At 38.7% G+C, this 21,073-nt stretch carries 17 protein-coding genes; 5 read left to right on the forward strand and 12 right to left on the reverse strand.

Going from position 1 to position 21,073, the window contains the following annotated elements; all coding sequences use genetic code 11:
- Window positions 1-68 precede the first annotated feature (68 nt).
- Complete coding sequence (locus GARC_RS24355) at window positions 69-431, forward strand: carboxymuconolactone decarboxylase family protein (protein ID WP_007625594.1); 363 nt, start codon at window positions 69-71, stop codon at window positions 429-431.
- Window positions 432-448: 17 nt separating this feature from the next.
- Here the strand turns inward: GARC_RS24355 and GARC_RS24360 are convergent, their stop codons facing one another.
- The 3 genes from GARC_RS24360 to GARC_RS24370 all read right to left on the reverse strand — a co-directional run bounded on the left by GARC_RS24360 (window position 449) and on the right by GARC_RS24370 (window position 3,093).
- A complete protein-coding gene (locus GARC_RS24360) occupies window positions 449-1,219 on the reverse strand; it encodes a helix-turn-helix domain-containing protein (RefSeq protein WP_007625595.1) in 771 nt (256 codons plus the stop codon).
- Window positions 1,220-1,363: 144 nt separating this feature from the next.
- Window positions 1,364-2,632: a glucose-1-phosphate adenylyltransferase gene (glgC, locus tag GARC_RS24365; protein ID WP_039990468.1), complete on the reverse strand. Its 1,269-nt coding sequence runs from the start codon at window positions 2,630-2,632 to the stop codon at window positions 1,364-1,366.
- Window positions 2,633-2,670: 38 nt separating this feature from the next.
- The gene (locus tag GARC_RS24370; protein WP_007625598.1) at window positions 2,671-3,093 is read right to left on the reverse strand and encodes a universal stress protein; all 423 of its coding nucleotides are present in this window, start codon (window positions 3,091-3,093) and stop codon (window positions 2,671-2,673) included.
- Window positions 3,094-3,404: 311 nt separating this feature from the next.
- Between GARC_RS24370 and GARC_RS26130 the strand changes: the two genes are divergently transcribed.
- Complete coding sequence (locus GARC_RS26130; protein ID WP_007625600.1) at window positions 3,405-5,081, forward strand: diguanylate cyclase; 1,677 nt, start codon at window positions 3,405-3,407, stop codon at window positions 5,079-5,081.
- 92 nt (window positions 5,082-5,173) lie between these two features.
- Here the strand turns inward: GARC_RS26130 and GARC_RS24380 are convergent, their stop codons facing one another.
- The gene (locus GARC_RS24380) at window positions 5,174-6,241 is read right to left on the reverse strand and encodes a hypothetical protein (protein ID WP_007625602.1); all 1,068 of its coding nucleotides are present in this window, start codon (window positions 6,239-6,241) and stop codon (window positions 5,174-5,176) included.
- A gap of 283 nt (window positions 6,242-6,524) precedes the next feature.
- On the opposite strand from GARC_RS24380, the gene GARC_RS24385 reads away from it, so the two are divergent.
- Window positions 6,525-7,031: a PTS sugar transporter subunit IIA gene (locus tag GARC_RS24385; RefSeq protein ID WP_007625605.1), complete on the forward strand. Its 507-nt coding sequence runs from the start codon at window positions 6,525-6,527 to the stop codon at window positions 7,029-7,031.
- 252 nt (window positions 7,032-7,283) lie between these two features.
- Window positions 7,284-8,180, forward strand: coding sequence for a hypothetical protein (locus GARC_RS24390; protein WP_007625607.1), 897 nt, complete (start codon window positions 7,284-7,286; stop codon window positions 8,178-8,180).
- A gap of 122 nt (window positions 8,181-8,302) precedes the next feature.
- On the opposite strand, the gene GARC_RS24395 is transcribed toward GARC_RS24390, so the two are convergent.
- The 6 genes from GARC_RS24395 to GARC_RS24420 all read right to left on the reverse strand — a co-directional run bounded on the left by GARC_RS24395 (window position 8,303) and on the right by GARC_RS24420 (window position 17,295).
- Window positions 8,303-8,548: a hypothetical protein gene (locus GARC_RS24395; RefSeq protein WP_007625608.1), complete on the reverse strand. Its 246-nt coding sequence runs from the start codon at window positions 8,546-8,548 to the stop codon at window positions 8,303-8,305.
- Between the two features lie 234 nt (window positions 8,549-8,782).
- Window positions 8,783-9,919, reverse strand: coding sequence for a pectinesterase family protein (locus tag GARC_RS24400; RefSeq protein ID WP_081587620.1), 1,137 nt, complete (start codon window positions 9,917-9,919; stop codon window positions 8,783-8,785).
- A complete protein-coding gene (locus GARC_RS24405) occupies window positions 9,912-11,345 on the reverse strand; it encodes a glycoside hydrolase family 28 protein (RefSeq protein WP_007625611.1) in 1,434 nt (477 codons plus the stop codon). The genes GARC_RS24400 and GARC_RS24405 overlap by 8 nt, the downstream gene beginning before the upstream one ends.
- A gap of 71 nt (window positions 11,346-11,416) precedes the next feature.
- On the reverse strand, window positions 11,417-13,069 hold the full coding sequence (locus GARC_RS24410; protein WP_007625612.1) for a glycoside hydrolase family 43 protein: 1,653 nt from the start codon (window positions 13,067-13,069) through the stop codon (window positions 11,417-11,419).
- A 35-nt stretch (window positions 13,070-13,104) separates the two neighbouring features.
- Window positions 13,105-14,307 (reverse strand): glycoside hydrolase family 88/105 protein, encoded by a 1,203-nt coding sequence (locus GARC_RS24415; RefSeq protein ID WP_007625613.1) that lies wholly within the window; start codon window positions 14,305-14,307, stop codon window positions 13,105-13,107.
- 285 nt (window positions 14,308-14,592) lie between these two features.
- Entirely contained in the window at window positions 14,593-17,295 is a 2,703-nt protein-coding gene (locus tag GARC_RS24420) for a TonB-dependent receptor (protein ID WP_007625617.1), read from the reverse strand.
- A 525-nt stretch (window positions 17,296-17,820) separates the two neighbouring features.
- Here GARC_RS24420 and GARC_RS24425 point away from each other — a divergent pair.
- On the forward strand, window positions 17,821-18,576 hold the full coding sequence (locus tag GARC_RS24425; RefSeq protein ID WP_007625619.1) for a rhamnogalacturonan acetylesterase: 756 nt from the start codon (window positions 17,821-17,823) through the stop codon (window positions 18,574-18,576).
- A 53-nt stretch (window positions 18,577-18,629) separates the two neighbouring features.
- On the opposite strand, the gene GARC_RS24430 is transcribed toward GARC_RS24425, so the two are convergent.
- The gene (locus tag GARC_RS24430) at window positions 18,630-19,547 is read right to left on the reverse strand and encodes a sugar kinase (protein ID WP_007625620.1); all 918 of its coding nucleotides are present in this window, start codon (window positions 19,545-19,547) and stop codon (window positions 18,630-18,632) included.
- Between the two features lie 58 nt (window positions 19,548-19,605).
- A complete protein-coding gene (locus GARC_RS24435; RefSeq protein WP_007625621.1) occupies window positions 19,606-21,072 on the reverse strand; it encodes a mannitol dehydrogenase family protein in 1,467 nt (488 codons plus the stop codon).
- Window position 21,073: the final 1 nt, after the last annotated feature.

Genomic DNA, 21,073 nt, shown 5'->3' on the forward strand with positions numbered 1-21,073 from the left:
TTTGATCACCATCAATATAAACCTATAGCTAGCAAGCATACTTAACTTCAATTTTTTTGGAGACAACTATGCCAACTACTAGACACGTTAAACAATATGACCACCTAAAAGTGCTTAGTGCGAAACTGATTTCAGAAATACCAGAGGTTATGGCTGGCTTTGGTGAATTACATTCTTGCGCTGTTGCTGCAGGTGCTCTAGATACAAAATCAAAAGAATTAATAGCATTAGGCATAGCAATTTCGGTACATTGCGATGGGTGTATTGGTTTTCACGTACATGATGCTTTAAATGCAGGTGCCAGCAGAGAGGAAATATTGGAAGCTATTGGTGTCGCCATTTTGATGGGTGGAAGTCCGTCCATGGTCTATGGTTGTGAAGCTATGGAAGCCCTTAATGAATTCGAGAAAGAACAAAATCCGCCTATTTAGCTCCTTACCCAAAATATCTAGGCAACCCTCGTTTGTATGTTGTTGGTTTGACGAATTTTTGCTGCGGGCAAAATATGGAGTTCACGTTCATGTAATAGGCTATGGTTTAGTTTTTCAAAGTCCACAATGCTGACACGGCGTTTTTCCACCTCAATAATTTGTTCATTTTGTAACTGCGTGAGCAAGCGACTCACAGTTTCAATCGCCATGCCTAAATAATTGGCAATATCCACACGGGTCATACTCAAATCAAATACATTGCCAGACAATCCTCTTTGTTCAAATTGAGAGGACAAGTCCAATATAAATGAACCTAGTCTCTGAGATGAGTTCATGTGGTTTAATCTAAGTAAAAACTTATCTTCATCATTTAAAGCATGACTCATTCCCTGCAACATGTTGTGCCTAATGCTTGCTGAATTTGCCATAGCCCTATCCAATTCTCCTAAACCAATACGGCAGACACTACTGGTTTCCAAAAACTTAATCGATTGAGCATGAGATCCATTGTCAAAACCATCCAAGCCAATTAAATCACCGGGATAGTGAAAGCGGCTAATTTGCTCTTGGCCAGTATTTGCCAAAACCGAAGATTTCGCTGAGCCACTACGCAAAATAAAAATAGCATCAAAGGTCTGTCCTGATGCAAATAACACATTCGATTTTTGATAAACTTTATGTGATCTTACTTTTGGCTCTACTTTACTTATATTATCTTGACTAAAGCACATGCCAGACATTGCACAGTGTTGGCAAAGTGACGGCGGCGGTGTTGTATTTATAGACATTTTACAATTCTCATAGATAGGTCAAAAGCAAACTGCCATTGATATAGATCAAGAATAAATATTAGCTGCGAGCTCGGGTATTCGTTATTTTGCGTAATTTATTTCGGAAAATACTTAGATCAAGCCCCAAAAGGGCTTTCTTAGTTATTTATAATCAACCGAGCTAAGCATGTCTTTGGTCACTAATACTATGCCATTTTGGCTAATGCGAAATCCGCGCGCAATATCATCTGCCTTATTAATACCGATGTTCATTCCTGCAGGTATCTGGCAGCCTGCGTCAATAATGGCGCGCTTAATATTAACGTTCTTAGCAATATTCACTTGGGGTAGGACCACTGATTGTTCAATTGAACTATAGGAGTGCACATGCACATCAGAGAACAACAGAGATTGACTAATTTTAGCACCAGAAATAATACATCCACCTGACACAGTTGAGTCTACGGCATAGCCGCGACGGCCGTCATCGTCATTAAATATAAATTTAGCAGGAGGGGATTGTTTCTGATGTGTCCAGATTGGCCAATCTTGGTCATAGATATTTAATTCTGGCGTGACAGCAACAAGATCCATGTTAGCCTGCCAAAATGCATCTAAGGTTCCCACATCACGCCAATACGGAGCAGCATTTCCATCAACAGAAAGGAATCTAAATGCTAACACTTGATTATTATCAATCACCGCAGGAATAATATCTCTGCCAAAATCATGTTGCGAGTCCGGATTTTTAGCATCAGCTAACAGTTGCTGGATTAGAAACTCAGTATTGAAAACGTAGTTGCCCATGGAGGCCAAGGTGTATTCAGGTTTATCTTTGAGCGGACAAGGATTATCTGGTTTTTCGTGGAAATTGGTGATCCTGTTATGTTTATCAACGCACATAACACCGAAGGATCCTGCCGCTTCTCGAACCGGCATTTCGATGCAAGATATCGTCATGTCAGCACCACTTTCCACATGTTGGACTAACATGTCCCCATAATCCATTTTGTAAATATGATCACCAGCTAGCACAACAACATATTTAGGTGAATGTTCCCGAATAAACTCAATATTTTGATATAGCGCATCGGCTGTACCTTCATACCAACTAGGAGAATATTGCTGGGACGCAGGTAATAACTCTACGTACTCACCTAAATCTCGGTTTAAATGTCCCCATCCTCGTGATAGATGGCGAATTAGTGAATAGGCTTTATATTGGGTCATGACACCAATTTGCCTTATTCCTGAGTTAATACAATTCGACAAAGGAAAATCTATCACCCTAAATTTTCCGCCAAAATGAATAGCAGGTTTAGCCTGGTACTGAGTTAATTCACACAATCGACTACCTTTACCTCCAGCAAGGATAAGCGCTAAAGTATCTCGTGTGATTTGACTCACGTAACGTGAATTGGAATGGATCATCATGACTACCTGTTGTTAGGATAATTGCAAAATTCACCTTAAATTTTAATTGCCAGAACATCACACTTAACACCATGTAATACACCATTGGCGGTGGAGCCTAGCAACAACTTCAAACCACTTTGACCATGGGTACCTATAACAATTAGATCTGCTTTTATACTTTCAGACAAACTATGAATTTCATCAACCGCGGGACCAATAGGCGCATAAACTTGATTGTCTGGAATATCATATTTTTCGGCTAATTCTAATAACGTTGCTTTAGCGTTTTTTTGACTGTCATTAACAAAATCTGTGCCTACCCCTACCCCGTAAGACTCAAAATATACATGAGGAAACGTGACATAAACAAGACTAAGTTGCGCTGGCTTTTGCGCAAGACTTAAGGCACGTTTTAAGACTTTTTTGTAATCAGAAAAAATATCTAATGGGACCAAAATTTTTTGATAGTTTTGCATATTAAACTTACCCTTTGATTAGAAACTTAATTGTCTAATTAGAACGTAATGACGCCGAGGGATCTTGATCTGCATCAAACAGCCCTGCAAATTTTGTAAAAATAATCTCAACTGGACATTATTGCTGCATACTTGAAGCCTATTTCAGAATTGAATCTGCATTGTTAAATGGATAACATCCGCTGTAATGCTCATTATTCAAACCTGCATAGATTGATAATTTTCTGTACTTATAAATTAAAAATCAATAAGTTATAATAGGTATTTAAAATAACAATATAATGTAATCACTAAAAACTAAAAGGGTCCTAATGAGTTCTAAGTTGGAACAGAAACTAGCAGAGTTTCGTATCACTTTTATTGCTGAGTTTAATGACAAGCTTGCAGTGCTGATTAAGTTATGGTCAGAAGCAAGAACGTCGCATTCTCGCGATTCAATCAAACAATTTAGATTTGAAGTGCACAGTCTTAAAGGCTCTAGTGGCACCCTAAATTTTATAACGCTGAGCGACAGACTTGGTATGATTGAAGAAGAAGTTGCACCTTGCGAAGTTCAAACCAACAACTTTAAAAATGTTATTCCTTTTATCGATCGCCATATGAATTCCATGATTGAAGCATCAAGAAACAATCCGAATCCTTTGCTGGTACTAAGGGATATTCCAAATTCTTTAGGTGAATTACGCGAGCCTCAAAAAAATAAAGAAGAAATTACCACACAATCTTATAGAGATATAAAGATTGCGTTAATTGATGATAATGACGCTACATTAACGATTCACGCTAAACTTTTAGCGGGATTTGGGTTTACCATTTGCCAGTGCAAGTCAATCAAACAACTACAAGAAGAATTCAAACAACAAACTTTCAATTTAGTGTTGATTGATACTGATAACTCAATTGACCAATCTGAAGAAATGTTTGCATATGCAGCTGAACTGAGATATTCAGGTATAGACGTATTTATTTTATCTTCCTCAAGTTCATTTGAAAATAGACTGGCAGCTGTTAGGTCTAAGGCAAATGAATATTTGCTAAAGCCGGTAAACATCACCACTTTAGTGTCCAAAATCCGTAAAAACTTCAAACTAGATTTAGTAAGACCCTATAGAATTTTACTTTTAGATGACCAAGCATCAGTTAGCATTTTTTATAAAGCATTGCTTGAGGACGAACACGTTGAAGTGTTGGCAATAAATCACGCCGAATCAATTATGACTGAATTAGATTCTTTCCATCCTGATGTTTTTTTATTAGATATGCACATGCCAAACATCAGTGGTCTCGAAGTAGCTAGGTTACTTCGCCAACAATCAAAATATGACTATGTTCCGATTATTTTTCTCACAGCAGATGAAGATATTAATACTAAACTTGAAGTTTTAGAGTGTGGTGCAGATGATGTCATCCCTAAAAACACCCCACCTAACCTTATAGTGAAACAAGTTGACAGTCGAATTCAAAGAGGCCAAGAAATTCGCTACCTTGCATCTAGGGATAGCCTAACGGGTGTTCTGAACCATGGACAAATCATGGATGCAGCAGCTCATGCGCTGAGACTTGCTTCGCGACAACAAAAACCGACTGTTGTGGTAATGATTGATTTAGATCATTTCAAAGGAGTAAATGATAAATATGGACATGTAGCTGGCGATAAAGTATTGATTTCTTTAGGACAATTATTAATGCAATCGGTACGAGACACAGATTATGTGGGCCGTTATGGCGGTGAAGAGTTTATGGTGGTATTTAGTGATACAGACCCAAATATCATCGAAAGTAAAATGAACGACATTTTGACCGCATTTTTACAGATCACTTATACCATTGCTGAACAGCCATTTAATTGTAGTTTTAGTGCCGGATTAGCCAGTTCAACCCACCATCAAAAGCTAAGTGAGCTTGTATCCTCAGCTGATGCAGCTCTATACGCAGCTAAAGAAGCAGGAAGAAGCAGAGTTTGTGTGGATGCATTAATAAAGGATTAGTTTTTTAACTCAATACCCGATTAATTTAAATTGGATTTTATCGGGTATTGACGCTTTTTGTAGCCCTCGTTACTAAATTCAATCTTACTATATCAAGCAAATTTAATGGGCTTAATATGTTCAACAATCTTCTGATTATCATACAAATCCTTAAACGCCTGCCCTAGCCTATCACTTTGTGAAATCACAGTTTGCCAATATTCAATACGTTGCGCCGCTGGCATGGTTTCAAAGTCTTTTCTATCTGGTATTTTACCATAAGGTAGACTAGCAACAAATTCATCTGAAGGTACCAACATTACCACGTCATCGTAACTACTAGCATGTGGAAGGCGTTTTTTAAGAGACTTATCAAACCAGCCTGGTATAGGTTTAGAGTAAAAGTGCGGATACAGCACTAAACCTTTTTGAGGCCCAAAAGTTAAGTCAAAATGATAATCAATAATGCCTCCGTCTCGATACATGCCAAGAGGTGCACCAGTAATGTTCTTTACGCCCTCAATCACAATAGGAATGGAGCCTGACGCCATCAAAGCCTGAGGCAAATTTTGAGTCGTAAGAGGAATTGAATATGAGGGCATTTTATTGGGATCACTAACCTTTAAATCTGAGTTAGGAGACGAAAATAAATAACGTTGATAAAATTTATCTAACCATTTGCGCTTTAACGCGTTAGCACTAGCACTGGCAATTAGACCGGTCATTTGTATAGATTTTGCTTCAAATTGGGTTAAGCCCTTACACTTTGCCACAATAAAATGGGCTTTAATGATTGGGTTATTAATAATTTCTTCACAGCCATTTTCTCCTAATACGTAATTTAGAAGCGCCCTACCTTTTTCAGTTATTTCTTTGGCAGTCGGCTTATCAGAATAAACAGTATGGGAATACCGCTCCGCCAAGCGATTAATTGCAGACAAAGGGTCGTTTTGCGCGAAACAAGCAAATCGAAACGCCCCAGCAGACGAACCAATAATATTCAGAGGCCTAGTACGCTCTGCAAAAAATTCTGGAAAGATATAACGATCAAGCCCTGCTAATACAAACCATTTAGGTCCGCCAGATGCGCCCAACATATAGTCAAATAAATCTGCACTAAAGCCTTCTTTTTTAATACGTTCAAGGGCATTTTTCCCAGCAAAAATATCCAAAACCTGCATAAATCTCCTTAAATGATGTAATTTTAATCAAGCTTTCAATTATAGAGTGTTTAACAACCAACAGCAATTTATGCATATACATCAGTTAGTTAGGTAACATATAAACAGTACTCAACAGAGTTATCCACAGGAACAGTGGATAAACCCATCTTAATGTAAATTCTATCGATTGTTTTGCTATCATACTCAAAAAATACAACTTAGTATTATATTATGTCAGAGACTAAATCCAAGACTATGTACAATCAAATCCTTGCAACTAACTTAGTAAATTTCACATAAAATGGCACTATTTAGCCGCCTAGTAGGCGCAAATTCACTGCCATCTCATAAAAAGGTGATTGACATTTCTAGTGCGTTAACAGGTAAAGTGTTGCCATTGGATGAAGTGCCACATTCATTATTTACTCAGCGCATGTTTGGAGAAGGTATTGCCATTAGACCTTCAGGGTATCAAGTGTTAGCGCCGTTTTCTGGCACTATGCTACATTTCCCAGAATTGGCGAACCAATTAAGGTTAAAGGCGAAAAATGGCCTACAGCTACAAATCCAGCTAGGGATAGATTCCCACCTTATGATGGGAGAAGGATTTAAGAGAGTTGTCAAACAAGGTGAAAGCTTTGAGCAAGGACAACTGCTCGGTGAATTCTCTTTAGTTAAAATGAAAAAACAACTGCCCAGTATTTTATGCCCCATAACGATACTCAATAGCGATAAATTAAAAGGCCTCCAAGGGCATTATTTTCAGGTTATTGCAGGTGAAGATAAAATAATGACTGCCTACATATAGTTTAATCACAACAAACTTGGATTAGTTTAATGACTATTTAGTCATGCACTAAGGGGCCAAATAGTTATACATAACGAGAAATTATGTCTAAAGAGTTGCTGGATTCCCCCACTTACCTTAGACTCCTGCAAAGTAGTATGGTTAATATTAAGTATAGCCAGCTTGGTAATTGACTGATCTAAAAACCATTAGAATACGTTAAATATTACTTATCCAAGTACAAATGAACAGAGTTAATCCAAGGTTTATATCGTGATCAAGCCGTTAATTATTTCAATTCTGTATATAGCTGCAATCAATGTAAGTATGGCAAAAAGCAATTTATTCACATATAAAGGTCCAGAGAGTAAAGAAGATCAGCGTTTTATTTACATGCAAAAAGTATTGGAATTAGCGCTTAATAAAACAAAAAGTGAATACGGAGACTTTGAATTACAAGCAACCACAGAAGGAATTAATCAGGGCCGACTATTACTTCAAATGGACAAAAACGTCTATTCAAATTATTTTTTTAGGGTTTCGGTTACTGACGAATTGCTCGAAAATTATCATGTAATAAAATTTCCAATAGATCGCGGTATATCAGGCTATCGTGTTGCCTTTACAAATAGTCAACGCAAAAAAAACTACTGCCTGATAAAAAACAAGGAAGGTATTAGTAAAGCAATCATTGCCCAGGGCATTGGCTGGTTGGACACTGACATTTTGAAACATAACGGTCTTAACGTGTACGCCATTGCTAATTACAAAAGTATCTTTGAAATGCTTAGTTTAGATAGAGTTGATTTGTTCTTTCGAGGGATCAATGAAATCAAGGCCGAATACGAAATTGAGCGTGTAACTTACCCCAATTTAGTCATTGAACCTTGTATCGCACTTTATTATCCCCTTCCTCGTTTTTTTGTCACAGATAAACAGAATATAAACAATGCTAATCGAATTGAAAAAGGACTAAAGATCGCCTTTGAAGATGGTAGTTTTATAATGCTGTGGGAGGAATATTTTAGAGACAGTATTGAGCTAGTAAACTTACAAAGTAGAACATTAATAAAACTTGATAATCCTTATATTCAAAATTTAGACTCCAACTTCGAAAAATATAATTATCCATTGCCTGAAAAATTAGTAGTCTTGAGTTTACTGCGCTGATCCAATAAAGCAGTTGCTTAGCATGCCATATTTGAACTTCAGTTCAAAAACCAAAATGCCGTACTTAAGTACGGCATTTTTTAGGCCTTTAATTTTTTACATAAAGTCTAACTAAATTATATTTATAGATTAACTACTTTTACACTTCCAACCACCACGGAACCACCACTTTCAGTTCGTAATTGTAAGAAGGACTGAGATGTTAGAATTTGTCCTGCTATTAGCAAGGTTCCTGTCGTTAAACTGGTAATTTGTTCTGCATTAAACTTAGAACTACCACTATGCACAGATTTACTACTAGTGTTGTTATCTACATAAACTTGAAAATTATTGTCAGCATCACTGACGCTGATTATTTCAATCTCCACATTATATGCTTGTCTTAAATCCAGTACTCCTCACCTTCCAATATCATCGCCGGAAGCATCAGTACCAACTAATGCATCTCCTAAAGAAAATCGAGCGTTGGTCATAGTTCACTCAACATCAGCGATAGAGATACCACTGCCACCACCAGTATCAGCATATAGCGGGCTAGACGTGTCGTCAGACAAACTTATGTATACAGCACCACCTGTAATATCAATGTTTCATGTTTTATATCACTCTTTATTTATGCCAACTTCAGGAGACTTATTTCCCCATTCTGCGATCATTTTATTTGGATCATAACGTTTAACACTTTGCTTGGTTAATTGAGGACGTTGTGGGTTGATGGGTGCGCCAGGACCACGACTGTTGTACTCAAAAAAGCGCGCTTCGGTTAGAGGATTGAACTGTTTACGACTACCATCTTTACTTGTACCTCCCATACTGACCCACCCAACGGTGGAAATGTGCGCATCCATAAAAGTATCAATGAATACCGATTTACCCACTGCAAAAGGATTGGCGTATCGACCGTCGCTAAAGGTAGTAGTAGGATGCCAAGGACGACCTAAAGGTACCGAGTTATCTGGCACCCCACCTTCTCTGAGTAAACGGCAACGTATAAAAGTTAAGCCGTATTCATTTTCAATCAGAGTACTAGGCGCAGTAATATAACCAGTTATTTTTTTAGGTTGCATACGAGCTCTAGAAATAATGTCTACCCCTTCAAAAAGCGCGTTACCATTGCCAAAAATAAAATCGACATGGCCATGAATTTCTCCTCCTTTAAAATAACTACGCCCACCTTGAACATAAAGGGTATCTTGATAACCCAGAAGACGAATTTGATTAAACACACTTCTGTCTGTTAGTTGGCTTACCTTCAAAGCGACCGCTTGTTCACCGTTCACTTTATCAGAATCAACCTTATCCAATAGTTCATTAGCCGGGTAATCAAAACTATTTTCGATTGTTAGATGACTTAAGGTTACATCTTTAGCATTCACTTCTAAGGTGGCTGTACGAAACGTCCCCCAAGTTTCATCACTATCTGCAGATACTTTTTGTCCTGCATATCGACCATATATAATCCGAGTATTCTCCATACCCGCACCAACAAGAGTGAGGTTTGCACGGTCAATTATCACTCGCTCATAATAATCACCGGGGTAAACAGCAATTCGCCAACTTTGCTCATTTTGAGGTGCTGCATCTAATGCTTGCTGCACGCTAGCATAGACAGGTAAGTCCGAATGAACGCGCTTACTACTAACAATGGCATTCACATTCAACAAATTAATAGCGGTTGTCGACTTACATGCAGTCAAACTAAAGATTAGCCATACACCAATGCACAAGATCCTAACCATTGGTAATAAGCACTTTCTTACCGTTAATCATGATATTTTCTTGCTTGATGGTCGCAACATTTTCGATGATAGAAGCTTTATCTACTTTCAAAATGGTTAAATTTTTAATACTTACACCGGTAATAGGTGTATGCGGATAACCTCTTAGTGAAAACGCACGTGTGGCATGTTCAACATAAAGATTTTCAATATTGATATCTTCCAACACTGGGGTAAATTTACCTACATCCCCTTCTTCATAATAAAAATTTATCACCACAGCTTCTTTCACTTGGCCTATTCGAATATCACGATAATTGAGATTTTTTAAGTGCCCCCCTCGAATAGAGTTGGTTTTGATACGAATTCCCCGGTCAAGATCAGGACTGCTCATTTCACAATTTTGAGCATATAAATTACGTACTCCACCTGATATCTCACTGCCAATGACTACACCACCATGACCCGATCGCATTTGGCAATTATTGATAAGGATATTTTCGCAAGGTTGCCCCACTCGACGACCGTCAGCATTTCGGCCTGATTTTATAGCAATGCAATCATCCCCAGTGTCAAAGATACAATTTTCAATTAACACATCGGTACAGGCTTCAGGATCACATCCGTCAGAATTTGGCCCATGACTGTCACAATGTATATTTCTTACCGTCACATTTTTACATAACACCGGATTCACCAACCAAAAAGGTGAATTTTTTATAGTGACACCTTCAATTAATACATTAATACAGGCATAAGGCTGAATAAAAGGTGGGCGTAGATAGTTATTTTTAAATACTCGTTGCGCTACAGGTAACTCTTGTTCGGCCATTTCACGTAATACATCACGAGTGAACTTTTGATTTTCTATCGGGTCATCGCCCCAAGTAGATTTTTTCCATGGACCTTTCCAAGGCCACCAATGTTGTTCACTGCCCCCGCCTTCAAGGATCCCTTTGCCAGTAATCGCTACGTTAGTCTTTTTATAGGCATAAATTAATGGCGAAAGGCCCATTAATTCTGTGCCTTCCCAGCGGGTAAATACATAGGGTTTATAACGCTCTGGCTCGGGATAAAAGTGCAGTACCGCGCCTTTAGCAATATGAAAATTAATATTAGATTCTAAGTGAACGGGGCCAGTATAAAACTCACCAGCGGGCACAACAACAGTCCCACCACCGGCACTAACTACCTTAGCAATAGTTTGCCGAATAGCTTCAGAACTATCATTTTCAAAGCCAGGTTTAGCCCCAAGTTCTGTAATACTCATGGCATAATCAGGAAACGATGGTGCGATAATTCTATTTCGTATCGCTAAAGCTTGACCTTGATAGGTGTATTTGGCGTTAGCTAGATTAAGCGTTTTACATCCACTAAAACTAGCTATCCCCACTACAGCTGCACTTTGGCCAAACAACTTTAAACATGCTCTTCTGTCTATATTCATTTAATTTCCTACAAATCTAATTTTTAAAAAGGCGACTAAAAACAGGCTTTTATACTCTGGATTCAAATTATTTAGCGTCTAGGGAGTGGTGAAAAACGAATATAGTCTATATCTAAATAGGTCCCACTATTCGACGTAGTAGACACACTAAACAGTCCTACTTTTACACCAACCCAACGCCCCCGAACAGCATTGAAATGTTCGCCTATTACTTTATAACGCCCGCTTGAATCAGTTCGATAACTAAATACAACGGTTGCATCAGCGTTCATTATGTATCGTAGTTCTAGTGTAGCCCCATCAATTGGCCCATAATCATGAACCGACTCATTACAACCTTTACGCGCGCCTGTACAACTGACATAAACAAGATGGGGTTTACCTTCAATAGGTTTAATTCCGATCCACGAATAATTTTCACCAAACACTAGTAAACCGCCTTCAGCTTTTTCAGACGAGTTAGCCAAATCTACTTGGGTTATCACTTCGTAAGTTAAGGCTGGATTTTTCTGTAGTAATAAAGAAGGTGTCATCCATAAATTATCACCTGTGGTATTAATTTTAGGTTGGCCGAACAAACGTAACTTGCCAGAGCTAGCTGTTAAAGAATACCAATCCTCTTTGTAATTCGCATTCCACTGCCACTGAATGCCCAACTTGTCTAAGTCAAATTCGTCAGAAGTAGGCTGACGTTTAATTTTGCCAGCGTTATCAGTAGCAGGCTTTAGATGGGTATAAACTGGCTGCCCTACCCCATCACCATCGGCATCATCACCAATCACCGGCCAATCATTTATCCACTTAACAGGCTGTAAATGCAAAACTCGTCCATAAGCCTTTCTGGATTGAAAGTGAATAAACCAATCTTCATTTTTTTCTGTGTGGATCCAAGATCCTTGATGCGGTCCGTTTATCAATGAAGATTCTTGTGCCATGACTATTTTTGTTTCGTATGGCCCCTTTATATTTTTCGCCCTAAAGACCGTTTTCCAGCCAGTTTCTACGCCCCCCGCAGGGGCAAAAATATAATAATAACCATTACGTTTATAAAACTTAGGCCCCTCAACAGTCCGATAGCCAGGTAACGAATGACCGTCGATAATATGTTCATAGTCATCACTCACCCAGCTCACGTCTTTGGCCATTTGTCTTAAACTCAAGACATTATTAAACCCTGCGCGGCTTTTAGCCCAAGCATGTAACAGCCAAGCTTGCCCATCGCCATCCCATAAAGGTGTAGGATCAATAAGGCCTTTCCCAGCAAGAATAAGTTTAGGTTTTGACCATTCTTTTGCGGGATCAGTTGCGGTAACCACATAAATACCAAAATCTGGATCAGGATAAAAAATCCAAAATTTATCATCGTGAAAACGAATGTTAGGCGCCCAAACGCCATTACCATGCTGGGGTATTTCAAATACCTCCAAAGGCACCTGTTGAGGTAAGGCGTAGTTAATTAATTGCCAATTAACTAAATCAGTGGAATGTAAAATTGGCAATCCGGGAGCAGCATTAAAACTAGATGCCGTCATATAATAACCACCCCCTACCCTCACTACATCTGGGTCGGAATAATCAATATGTAGAATAGGATTCTGGTAATTTCCGTCACCTAAATCTGACTCCCAGAGTAGTTGACTAATACCTTTTTGAGTCGCAACGGATAAATTTTCTTGATCTTTATTTAACCTTGGCTGACACCCTAACAATAAAACAGCACTCAAACAGAGCGCTGTAATATTAGTCAACGGTAAGATCACTATTTATCAAGTTCCAATGCGGCCAACATAAACGGACCAACACCTTTAGCGTCATTTGCTCTGATTGGCTCAGAGATATAATAATCAAAGGTACCATCCCTGAAGGGATTGCCACCAAGACCCGCTACCGCGCAGACCTTGTTAAGTGTAATAGCGTTGGTTTTAGGATCAACACCTATAAAATGATCTTGAATTGCTGCAAAACCTTTTTCTGCATAAATACGATAAGAAGCAGGCAATACCTTTAGGTTGACACCTTTTGCAATAGCATAAGTCAACATAGCGGTTGATGATGCTTCTAGATAATTACCTTCACGTTTACCCAAGTCGACAACTTGGTACCAAGCGCCTGATACATCTTGGTATTTAACGGTTTGTGTAATGAAGTTATTAAAACGCTCTGACAACCATTGATACTTGTCGTCATGTGCAGGCAATATCGCTAATACGTCAGCAAAAGCCATGGCATACCAACCTAAAGCACGGCCCCAATGATGGTCTGACAAACCCGTTTTAGGGTCCGCCCATTTCATATCACGTGATTCATCCCATCCATGGCGAGGTAAACCGGTGTCCGTGGTGTATAGATGTTTTTCGATCAACTCAAATTGTAAATATACATCTGCCAATTCTTCAGGTTTACCAAAACGCATAATGTACTCTGCATAAAAAGGAGCGCCCATATATAAACCATCCAACCACATTTGTGATGGATAGCGCAGTTTATGCCAAAATCCTCCTTCGCTGGTGCGAGGATGATCTTTTAATTGAGTTCTTAGGGTGTTCGCTGCAGTTAAATATCGAGTATCTGCGGTTTCATCATATAAAAAGAACAACACCTTTCCGGCATTTATCATATCTATATTGTAGTTTTTAATATCGTAGGTTTTGATGTTGCCGTCTTCGGAAATCAAGGTGTCATAATAGTTTTTGATATAGCTGAAATAACGTTGTTCTTTAGTTTTTGCATACAACTTTGAAAAGGCAAGTAAGTTCAAACCATGCACATAGTCCCACTTAGGTTTATCTTTCCAATCGATCATATAGGCTTTGGGGAAACGTAGCATTTCTGATTCTGCCATCCTAATAGAATAAGGCGCTGTATTATCCAATGCTGATGATGTGTCCTGTGCCATCACCCGAGCGAAAATCGTGGCAGTGAGCGTGATATACACCAAAAACAAAATAACCTTTTTAAACATGATAAACCTCTATGAGTTAACAAAATAAATAACTATGCTACCGGTGGCATATTGACCTAGTAAAAATCAAATGTCAACGTTGAGGCATCAAAATTACGCCAATTTTAGATTTAATTAATAGGTAACCAATCTCTGTAAAAAACAACAAACACACTCCCTTGAAAGTCAATGCAGCCGCTGTTTGTGAGAAATACATAAGTTAAAAAATTTCTTTCATAAATTGACTATTATGATGCAAAAAACCGCCCCAAAAGGCGGCTTTTATATAGCAATAATAATCAATGATTACATAACGTAACGAGCACCCAGGAACAACTGGCGTCCTGTGTGGTTATACTCACGCATAAGATTTAACGTACCGTCACCAGTTGTGTATAAACGTTCATATTCGTCGGTTAAGTTAATCACCTCTAGCGTGAAGGTAATATTCTCATCTAGATTATAAAACGCCGACATATCAACGTGAGTTGGCCCTGTCGTGCCGTGTGCAACGTTACCGTTGCTTCCTGAATAATCAGTAATATAGTCATCACGATTGTTCAAAGACACTCGAATTCCGTAGTCGTCTTTTTCGTAATACACAGTGGCGTTATACGAATTTTCAGACAAACCAGTAATTTCACCGGCAGATACATGTGTGAAGTTACCTACTACACCAAAACCATCAAATAGTGCAGGTAAGAAGCTTAGTGGTTGTTGATAAATTAATTCAAAACCTTCAACCACAGTACCTTCGCCATTAACGGGTACATTATGAATATATGGAATCGTTCTTGGGTCAAGGGCAAGTAATGGATCGTATTGCGCATCTGCATCGATAAATGGTAGATAAGCCGGGTCAACTAATCGTTCTTCACTCGAGCTAGTAATAAAGGTTTCTATGTCTTTATAGAAGTAGTTCATTGCAATTAAGGCTTCATCATCGAAGTACCACTCAACACCCACATCAACGTTGTTCGAAGTAAATGGGTCTAGGAATGGATTGCCCGCACTAACTGTACCATTTACATAAGAAAACGAAGGATTGCCCGGGTTTAAAGAGCCCAAACTAGGACGCGTCATTGTTTTAGTTAAACCAAGACGTACCACAACATCATCTGTTGCTTCTAAAGCTAAGTTTAAGGCTGGCAAGAAATTTTTATAGGCGTTTTTAATACTCACGATATCTGCCTGAATAAAACCACTAGAAGTTGTATCAGTTTCAACGTAACGCATACCAAAATTAGAACGTAATTCCATATTTGCAATCTCGTAAACCGAGTTCAATTCAATATAAGCGGCTAATGTTTCTTCTTGAACTTCCCAACTTTGCGCACCACGAGCAACCCAGTCTTTGGTAAGCAAACTACTTTCAATGGCTGCAAAATCAGCTACGATAAAACGTTCTAGACCACCGTCAAAACCGGTACCAAAATCATCATAGGGCAATAACTCAGTAAAACCGACTGCTGAATCCTGATCTGGAAAGCCATTAATTTGCTGTTCGCCGTAACTAACAGTACGGTCATTAAAGGCAAGGCCTGTTTTAAAGGTTACTTCTTCACCTTGATAAGTTAAGTCAACTTTTGCGGTATCATTTTCACGTAACACATCAGTTGCGCGTAAACGCCCATCACTTAAGTTATAGAAAGTTTCATCATTGATATCGTAACCATGGTCAACTACTGGATTGTTTTCATTATTACTGAAATCAAAACTATAGGTATGTGCAGTATCATTGGTCATGTTGTAACGATATTGCTCAGAACGAGAGTCAGATTCAGCCGTACCGTACATAGCCGTCACTTTTGTTTCGTCATTAATGTTGAACTCGCCCGACAAAACATATTGACTGAAATCTGTCGAGGAAATCTGCTGACGGCTTTCAATACGTGACTTAATACCATCGTAAGTACCGGCTAATACCTGCTTACCATTAGGATGTACGGTGATAGAAGTCGGTGTTAGTTCATCAAAAGTACTACGGAACATTTCGAAGAAATTATACATAGTTCGTTCGTTATCAAGAGACGAATGTAAGGTATCTAAGGTAATTAATACAGCATCACTTGGCGCATATTGGAATGAACCCGTTACGCCCAAACGGTCTTGCTCGTTACCAAAAAAATCAGGACGGGGTAAACGAGGCGACCATAAACAGTTAATTGGATCAACGTCAGCACCGTCATCGCTACAACTACCACTAGCTGTGCCTGATACATTTGTACCTGAAGTATCAGCAAATAAACCACCACCATCTTTCACTGGCGTAGTCCAACGCACTGTACCGTAACCTTCCTGACGTACCGTTCTTTGTGATTGAGAAACAGATAACAAGGCACCAAAGGAATCATCGGCAAAGGTATTACTAATCATAAAACCAAGTCGCGGATCGTTCTTTTTGGTAATAGTGTTGTAGCCTAGTTGACCAGAAGCCGCTATATGGAAACCAGGATTATCCATAGGTTTAGCCGAGTACAAATCAACCGTCCCCGCAATACCACCTTCTTCCATTGAGGCTGTTGATGTTTTTTGAATATCAACACGATTAAATAATTCGGAAGCAAACACATTGAAATCAAATGCGCGACCACCGTTAACACCACCACCTGAGTCTGTGCCATCTGTGCTTGCGGGTACTTCCATACCATTCAATGTAGTGCGGGTAAATGAAGGACCTAACCCACGTAATGTAATCTGACGACCTTCACCACCTTCACGTGAAATAGCAACACCTGGTACACGTTGTAAAGATTCAGCGATATTCAAATCTGGAAATTTACCAATATCTTCACTTAGAATACTTTCTTTGGCATTAACAGAATGACGTTTGTCAAAAAGAGCGCGGTTTAACGATCCTCTAAAGCCTTTGATTTCAATAACTTCAGTGTCGTCACTCGCAGCTTCAGTTGCTACCTCTTGCGCCAAAACCGAATGAGAACTGCAGAGTCCTCCTGCCAATATCATGCAATGTAAAAGCCTGTCTAATTTAAATTTTGGGTTTCTCATAGTGTGTTCCTCTCTGGGTTTCCCATTATCATTTATTGGCAGCGGTAAAAATCATAAACCGTGCCCTATTAGTTATACTCACCTTTTAAGCGAATCTCTCATTATATTATTGTAATTAGAGCAGACTTAAATGCTACCGGTGGCACAACGAGGTAAGAATAGAATGTTACGCATTGATTTGTCAATGGGGTTTTTACATTTCTTAAACAGTTTTGTTACAATGGAATTGAAATAACAACTTATTATTTTACATATCAAACAACTGTGCACATGAAATTAAAAAACGATATGATTCAACACCTTAATTGAAATTAACAAGGCTTGAATTTAATCACGTACACATTTCATTACTTAGTTTTCACTTAAATTACGTTATAATATAAAGATGAAAATTTTTATATTATTTATTCTAAAACCTCACCCAGACGGGATACCGGTAGACACTTACATGTGGATTGATATAATCCTTAGAAATAAAATGCGTTTATAGACACAGTGTTTATCAATTAAAACGGAGTAATATGGATGAAAAGTTGGCTTTTTCTAGTTAATTTGATAGTTATCAGTACAGGGGTATTTGCTCAAGACCCCACTCGCACAACCTTGCATTTAGTCGGGGATTCCACCATGGCCGACAAGCTTAACTTAGCCTACCCTGAGCGAGGATGGGGGCAGCTTTTACCCGCATTTATGTCACCTGAATTAGAGATAAAAAACCATGCATCCAATGGTCGAAGTACCCGTAGATTTATCGACGAGGGTCGCTGGGGAGTTGTACTATCTGAATTGAAAAAAGGTGACTTTGTGTTAGTTCAATTTGGCCATAATGATCAAAAAAAGACGGATCCTAAACGTTACGCTTCTGTAGAAAAAGACTATCCTGAATTCTTGAAACGCTACATCAACGAAATACGTGGTAAAGGTGCAACACCTTTAATAGCTAGCTCTATTTGTCGTCGCCATTTCACTAAAGAAGGCGTGTTGCAACGTAAATTAATAGATTACGCTCAAGCTGCAAAAACAGTAGCACAAACCAACAATGTCTCTTTCTTTGATTTAAATCATCAAACTTGTCAGTTTCTTAAACAAATAGGTGAACCTAAAAGCCAACAATATTTCATTCAAGTACCTGAAGATTTATATACGCGTTATCCAAACGGTAAAGTCGATAACACACACCTTAATGTTATAGGCGCTGCAAAAGTAGCGCAATTTTTTGTACGGGATTTAATACAGAAGCAACATGCGTTAAAAGAGTATGTTTACAGGGATTCGTTATAATTTAAATCGATCATCACGCTCAAGATTGTTGAGCGTGATGATTAAATGGGTGTTTATTGGATAAGGTTAACGTGAGTAGCTAAAGCCTGTTTGTCAATAATCGCACCTGGAAACCCAATAACGGTAGCGGCTACTTTTGCGCCATAACGTGCAGAATCAGTATGCGAGCTGCCAGTTAACCTTGCAGCAAGATAACCACCATTAAAACCATCACCTGCTGCAGTAGTATCCACAACCTTTTCAACCGGCTCTATTGGCACACTATCTAGTTTATTATCAATGAAGATATTCACACTAGAAGCGCCATTTTTGACGACTATTTCTTCGATTTCATATTGCGCTAGATGTTGCAAAATAGCCTCGGCATTCATATGCCCATATAACTCTGCATGATCATCCCCACCGGGGAAAACCAAGTCAGACACAGCATAAGCTGCATCAGTCCATTTTTGCGCTTCTATCTTAGATGTCCATAATTTTGGCCGGTAATTTGGGTCAAAACTGATTTTACATCCTGTTCCTTTTAATTCGCCCATCAACTCAAATAACTTAGCTTTTTGGTCATTATCTAGAATAGCTAGCGAAATCGCGCTAAAGTAAAAAACGTCCGCTTCAACCTTATGCCCTTTAAGCAAGTTTAAGCTTTGGGTCGCTGCCGAATTTTGTCGCCAATAGGTAAACGTTCGCTCCCCATCAGCATCAGTATGCACCATGTATAAACCCAAGTTTCGGTCTTCACTGCGCAATACATATTCAGTATTTATGCCCTCTTCGTCCATTTTTGACAATAATTCACTACTTAATAAATCATTACCTAAAGCGGTTAAATAACTAACAGAAACATTGGCGGCGCAGCGATTTAAATAAATCGCAGTATTGTAGGTATCGCCGGCAAATCCTTTATGTAAGGTATCACCTTGTTTAGAAACAAGTTCAAGCATACATTCACCAAACACTACGACTTTTTTCAAAATGTATCTTTCCCTAAGCGAACTGAAGTCAAAATAAATGCAAATGCACAGAAGTTAATCATGTTAAATCATCTAATATTTGGGCGAAGTTTTGCTTATTAATATTCGCTAATGTAGTCACGTGTTGTTTAACCTGCGAACGAAAATTAGAGTTATTCGATAATTCAGCGAATACACTTTTCAGATTGAGAATTTCATCCACAAAGGCCAAGGGTTCAGTCGAATATTTATCTGCTAATTCAAGTAACTCTGGTGCCAAAGGGTCGACTAATTGTTGCCCTTGGGAATGTTGTTTTAGAATAAATAATGACCAAGCAGCAATAGGTATACACAAAAGGGAAATGCTTTGTTTATTTTGTATATTATCCCTGATGGTATTCAAAATTCTGAAAGGTAACTTTTGTGAGCCGTCCCAAGCGATTTGAGACAAAAAATGACGTATGTGTTTATTGTGATAGCGCTGTAAAATATCATCCGCATACTGCGCTAAATCCATCTCTTGGGTTGCACCAATTGAAGGTAATATTTCAGTTACCAAAAGCTTACGAATAAACGCTTCAAAAGAAGGTTCACTGATTGCTTGGTAAACGGTTTCTAAATCACACAATCTACCCACGTATGCCAAAGTTGAATGTGTACCATTTAATACACGTAACTTTGCCTTTTCGTACAAATAAACGTCTTGGGTAAAGGTTACACCGACCTTTTCCCAATCGGGTCTAGGGCCGCTAAAGTTATCTTCTATTACCCATTGGGTAAATGCTTCACGTTGAATTGGCCAAGCATCTTCAACACCTAATTCTTTTTCTGTTTGCTGTTTTAATTCTTCACTTGTCGCAGGGGTAATACTGTCAACCATAGTATTGGGGAAACAAATATTACTGGCAATCCATTGGCCAAGTTCAGGCTCAATAACATTAGCAAATGTGACTACCGCTTTGCCTAGTTTGGTACCGTTATCCGACAAGTTATCACAACTAATAATAGTCAGTTGGTCAGCACCGCTATTTTTACGTTCTTTAAGTACGGCTACTAACAAACCTATTGCTGATACGGGTTTATCCGGTGAATTTTTGTCTTTTTGAATATCAGAATTAGACCAATCCAATTCACCTGCACTATCTAAACAGTAGCCTTTTTCAGTGATGGTCAAAGAGATGATATGCGTCAGTGCATCACACATTGACGACATCACTTGTTCTCTTTGATCACCCAAAACAAAAATATTATTAAACGCAGCAATCGCCTGAATATAAGGATTTTCATCTAAGATAACCAGCGAATAAAGATTGTCTTGGGTAGCAAGTTTATCTCTGAGATCTTGGCTACGCAAAGACACAGCATCAATCTTCCAGTTACCTCCTGAGGCAGACATAGCCAAATCAGTGTAAACCGCTTGATGAGCACGATGAAACGCACCGGGGCCCAAATGCACAATGCCACGGCCAGTGTTTTCTACATCGTAGGTTGGCTTGCGTATCTGTTTAGGAAGTTGAGAAAGAGATTGAATATTCAATTGCGACATC

This window comes from Paraglaciecola arctica BSs20135 (assembly GCF_000314995.1).
GTDB lineage: Bacteria > Pseudomonadota > Gammaproteobacteria > Enterobacterales > Alteromonadaceae > Paraglaciecola > Paraglaciecola arctica.

Coding starts and splice junctions, on each gene's coding strand:
- GARC_RS24360 (WP_007625595.1), bottom strand. CDS start 1,219: ATGTCTATAAATACAACACCGCCGCCGTCACTTTGCCAACACTGTGCA.
- glgC (WP_039990468.1), bottom strand. CDS start 2,632: ATGATCCATTCCAATTCACGTTACGTGAGTCAAATCACACGAGATACT.
- GARC_RS24405 (WP_007625611.1), bottom strand. CDS start 11,345: ATGAATATAGACAGAAGAGCATGTTTAAAGTTGTTTGGCCAAAGTGCA.
- GARC_RS24385 (WP_007625605.1), top strand. CDS start 6,525: ATGGCACTATTTAGCCGCCTAGTAGGCGCAAATTCACTGCCATCTCAT.
- GARC_RS24370 (WP_007625598.1), bottom strand. CDS start 3,093: ATGCAAAACTATCAAAAAATTTTGGTCCCATTAGATATTTTTTCTGAT.
- GARC_RS24380 (WP_007625602.1), bottom strand. CDS start 6,241: ATGCAGGTTTTGGATATTTTTGCTGGGAAAAATGCCCTTGAACGTATT.
- GARC_RS24355 (WP_007625594.1), top strand. CDS start 69: ATGCCAACTACTAGACACGTTAAACAATATGACCACCTAAAAGTGCTT.
- GARC_RS24415 (WP_007625613.1), bottom strand. CDS start 14,307: ATGTTTAAAAAGGTTATTTTGTTTTTGGTGTATATCACGCTCACTGCC.
- GARC_RS24425 (WP_007625619.1), top strand. CDS start 17,821: ATGAAAAGTTGGCTTTTTCTAGTTAATTTGATAGTTATCAGTACAGGG.
- GARC_RS24435 (WP_007625621.1), bottom strand. CDS start 21,072: ATGTCGCAATTGAATATTCAATCTCTTTCTCAACTTCCTAAACAGATA.
- GARC_RS24400 (WP_081587620.1), bottom strand. CDS start 9,919: ATGGTTAGGATCTTGTGCATTGGTGTATGGCTAATCTTTAGTTTGACT.
- GARC_RS26130 (WP_007625600.1), top strand. CDS start 3,405: ATGAGTTCTAAGTTGGAACAGAAACTAGCAGAGTTTCGTATCACTTTT.
- GARC_RS24420 (WP_007625617.1), bottom strand. CDS start 17,295: ATGAGAAACCCAAAATTTAAATTAGACAGGCTTTTACATTGCATGATA.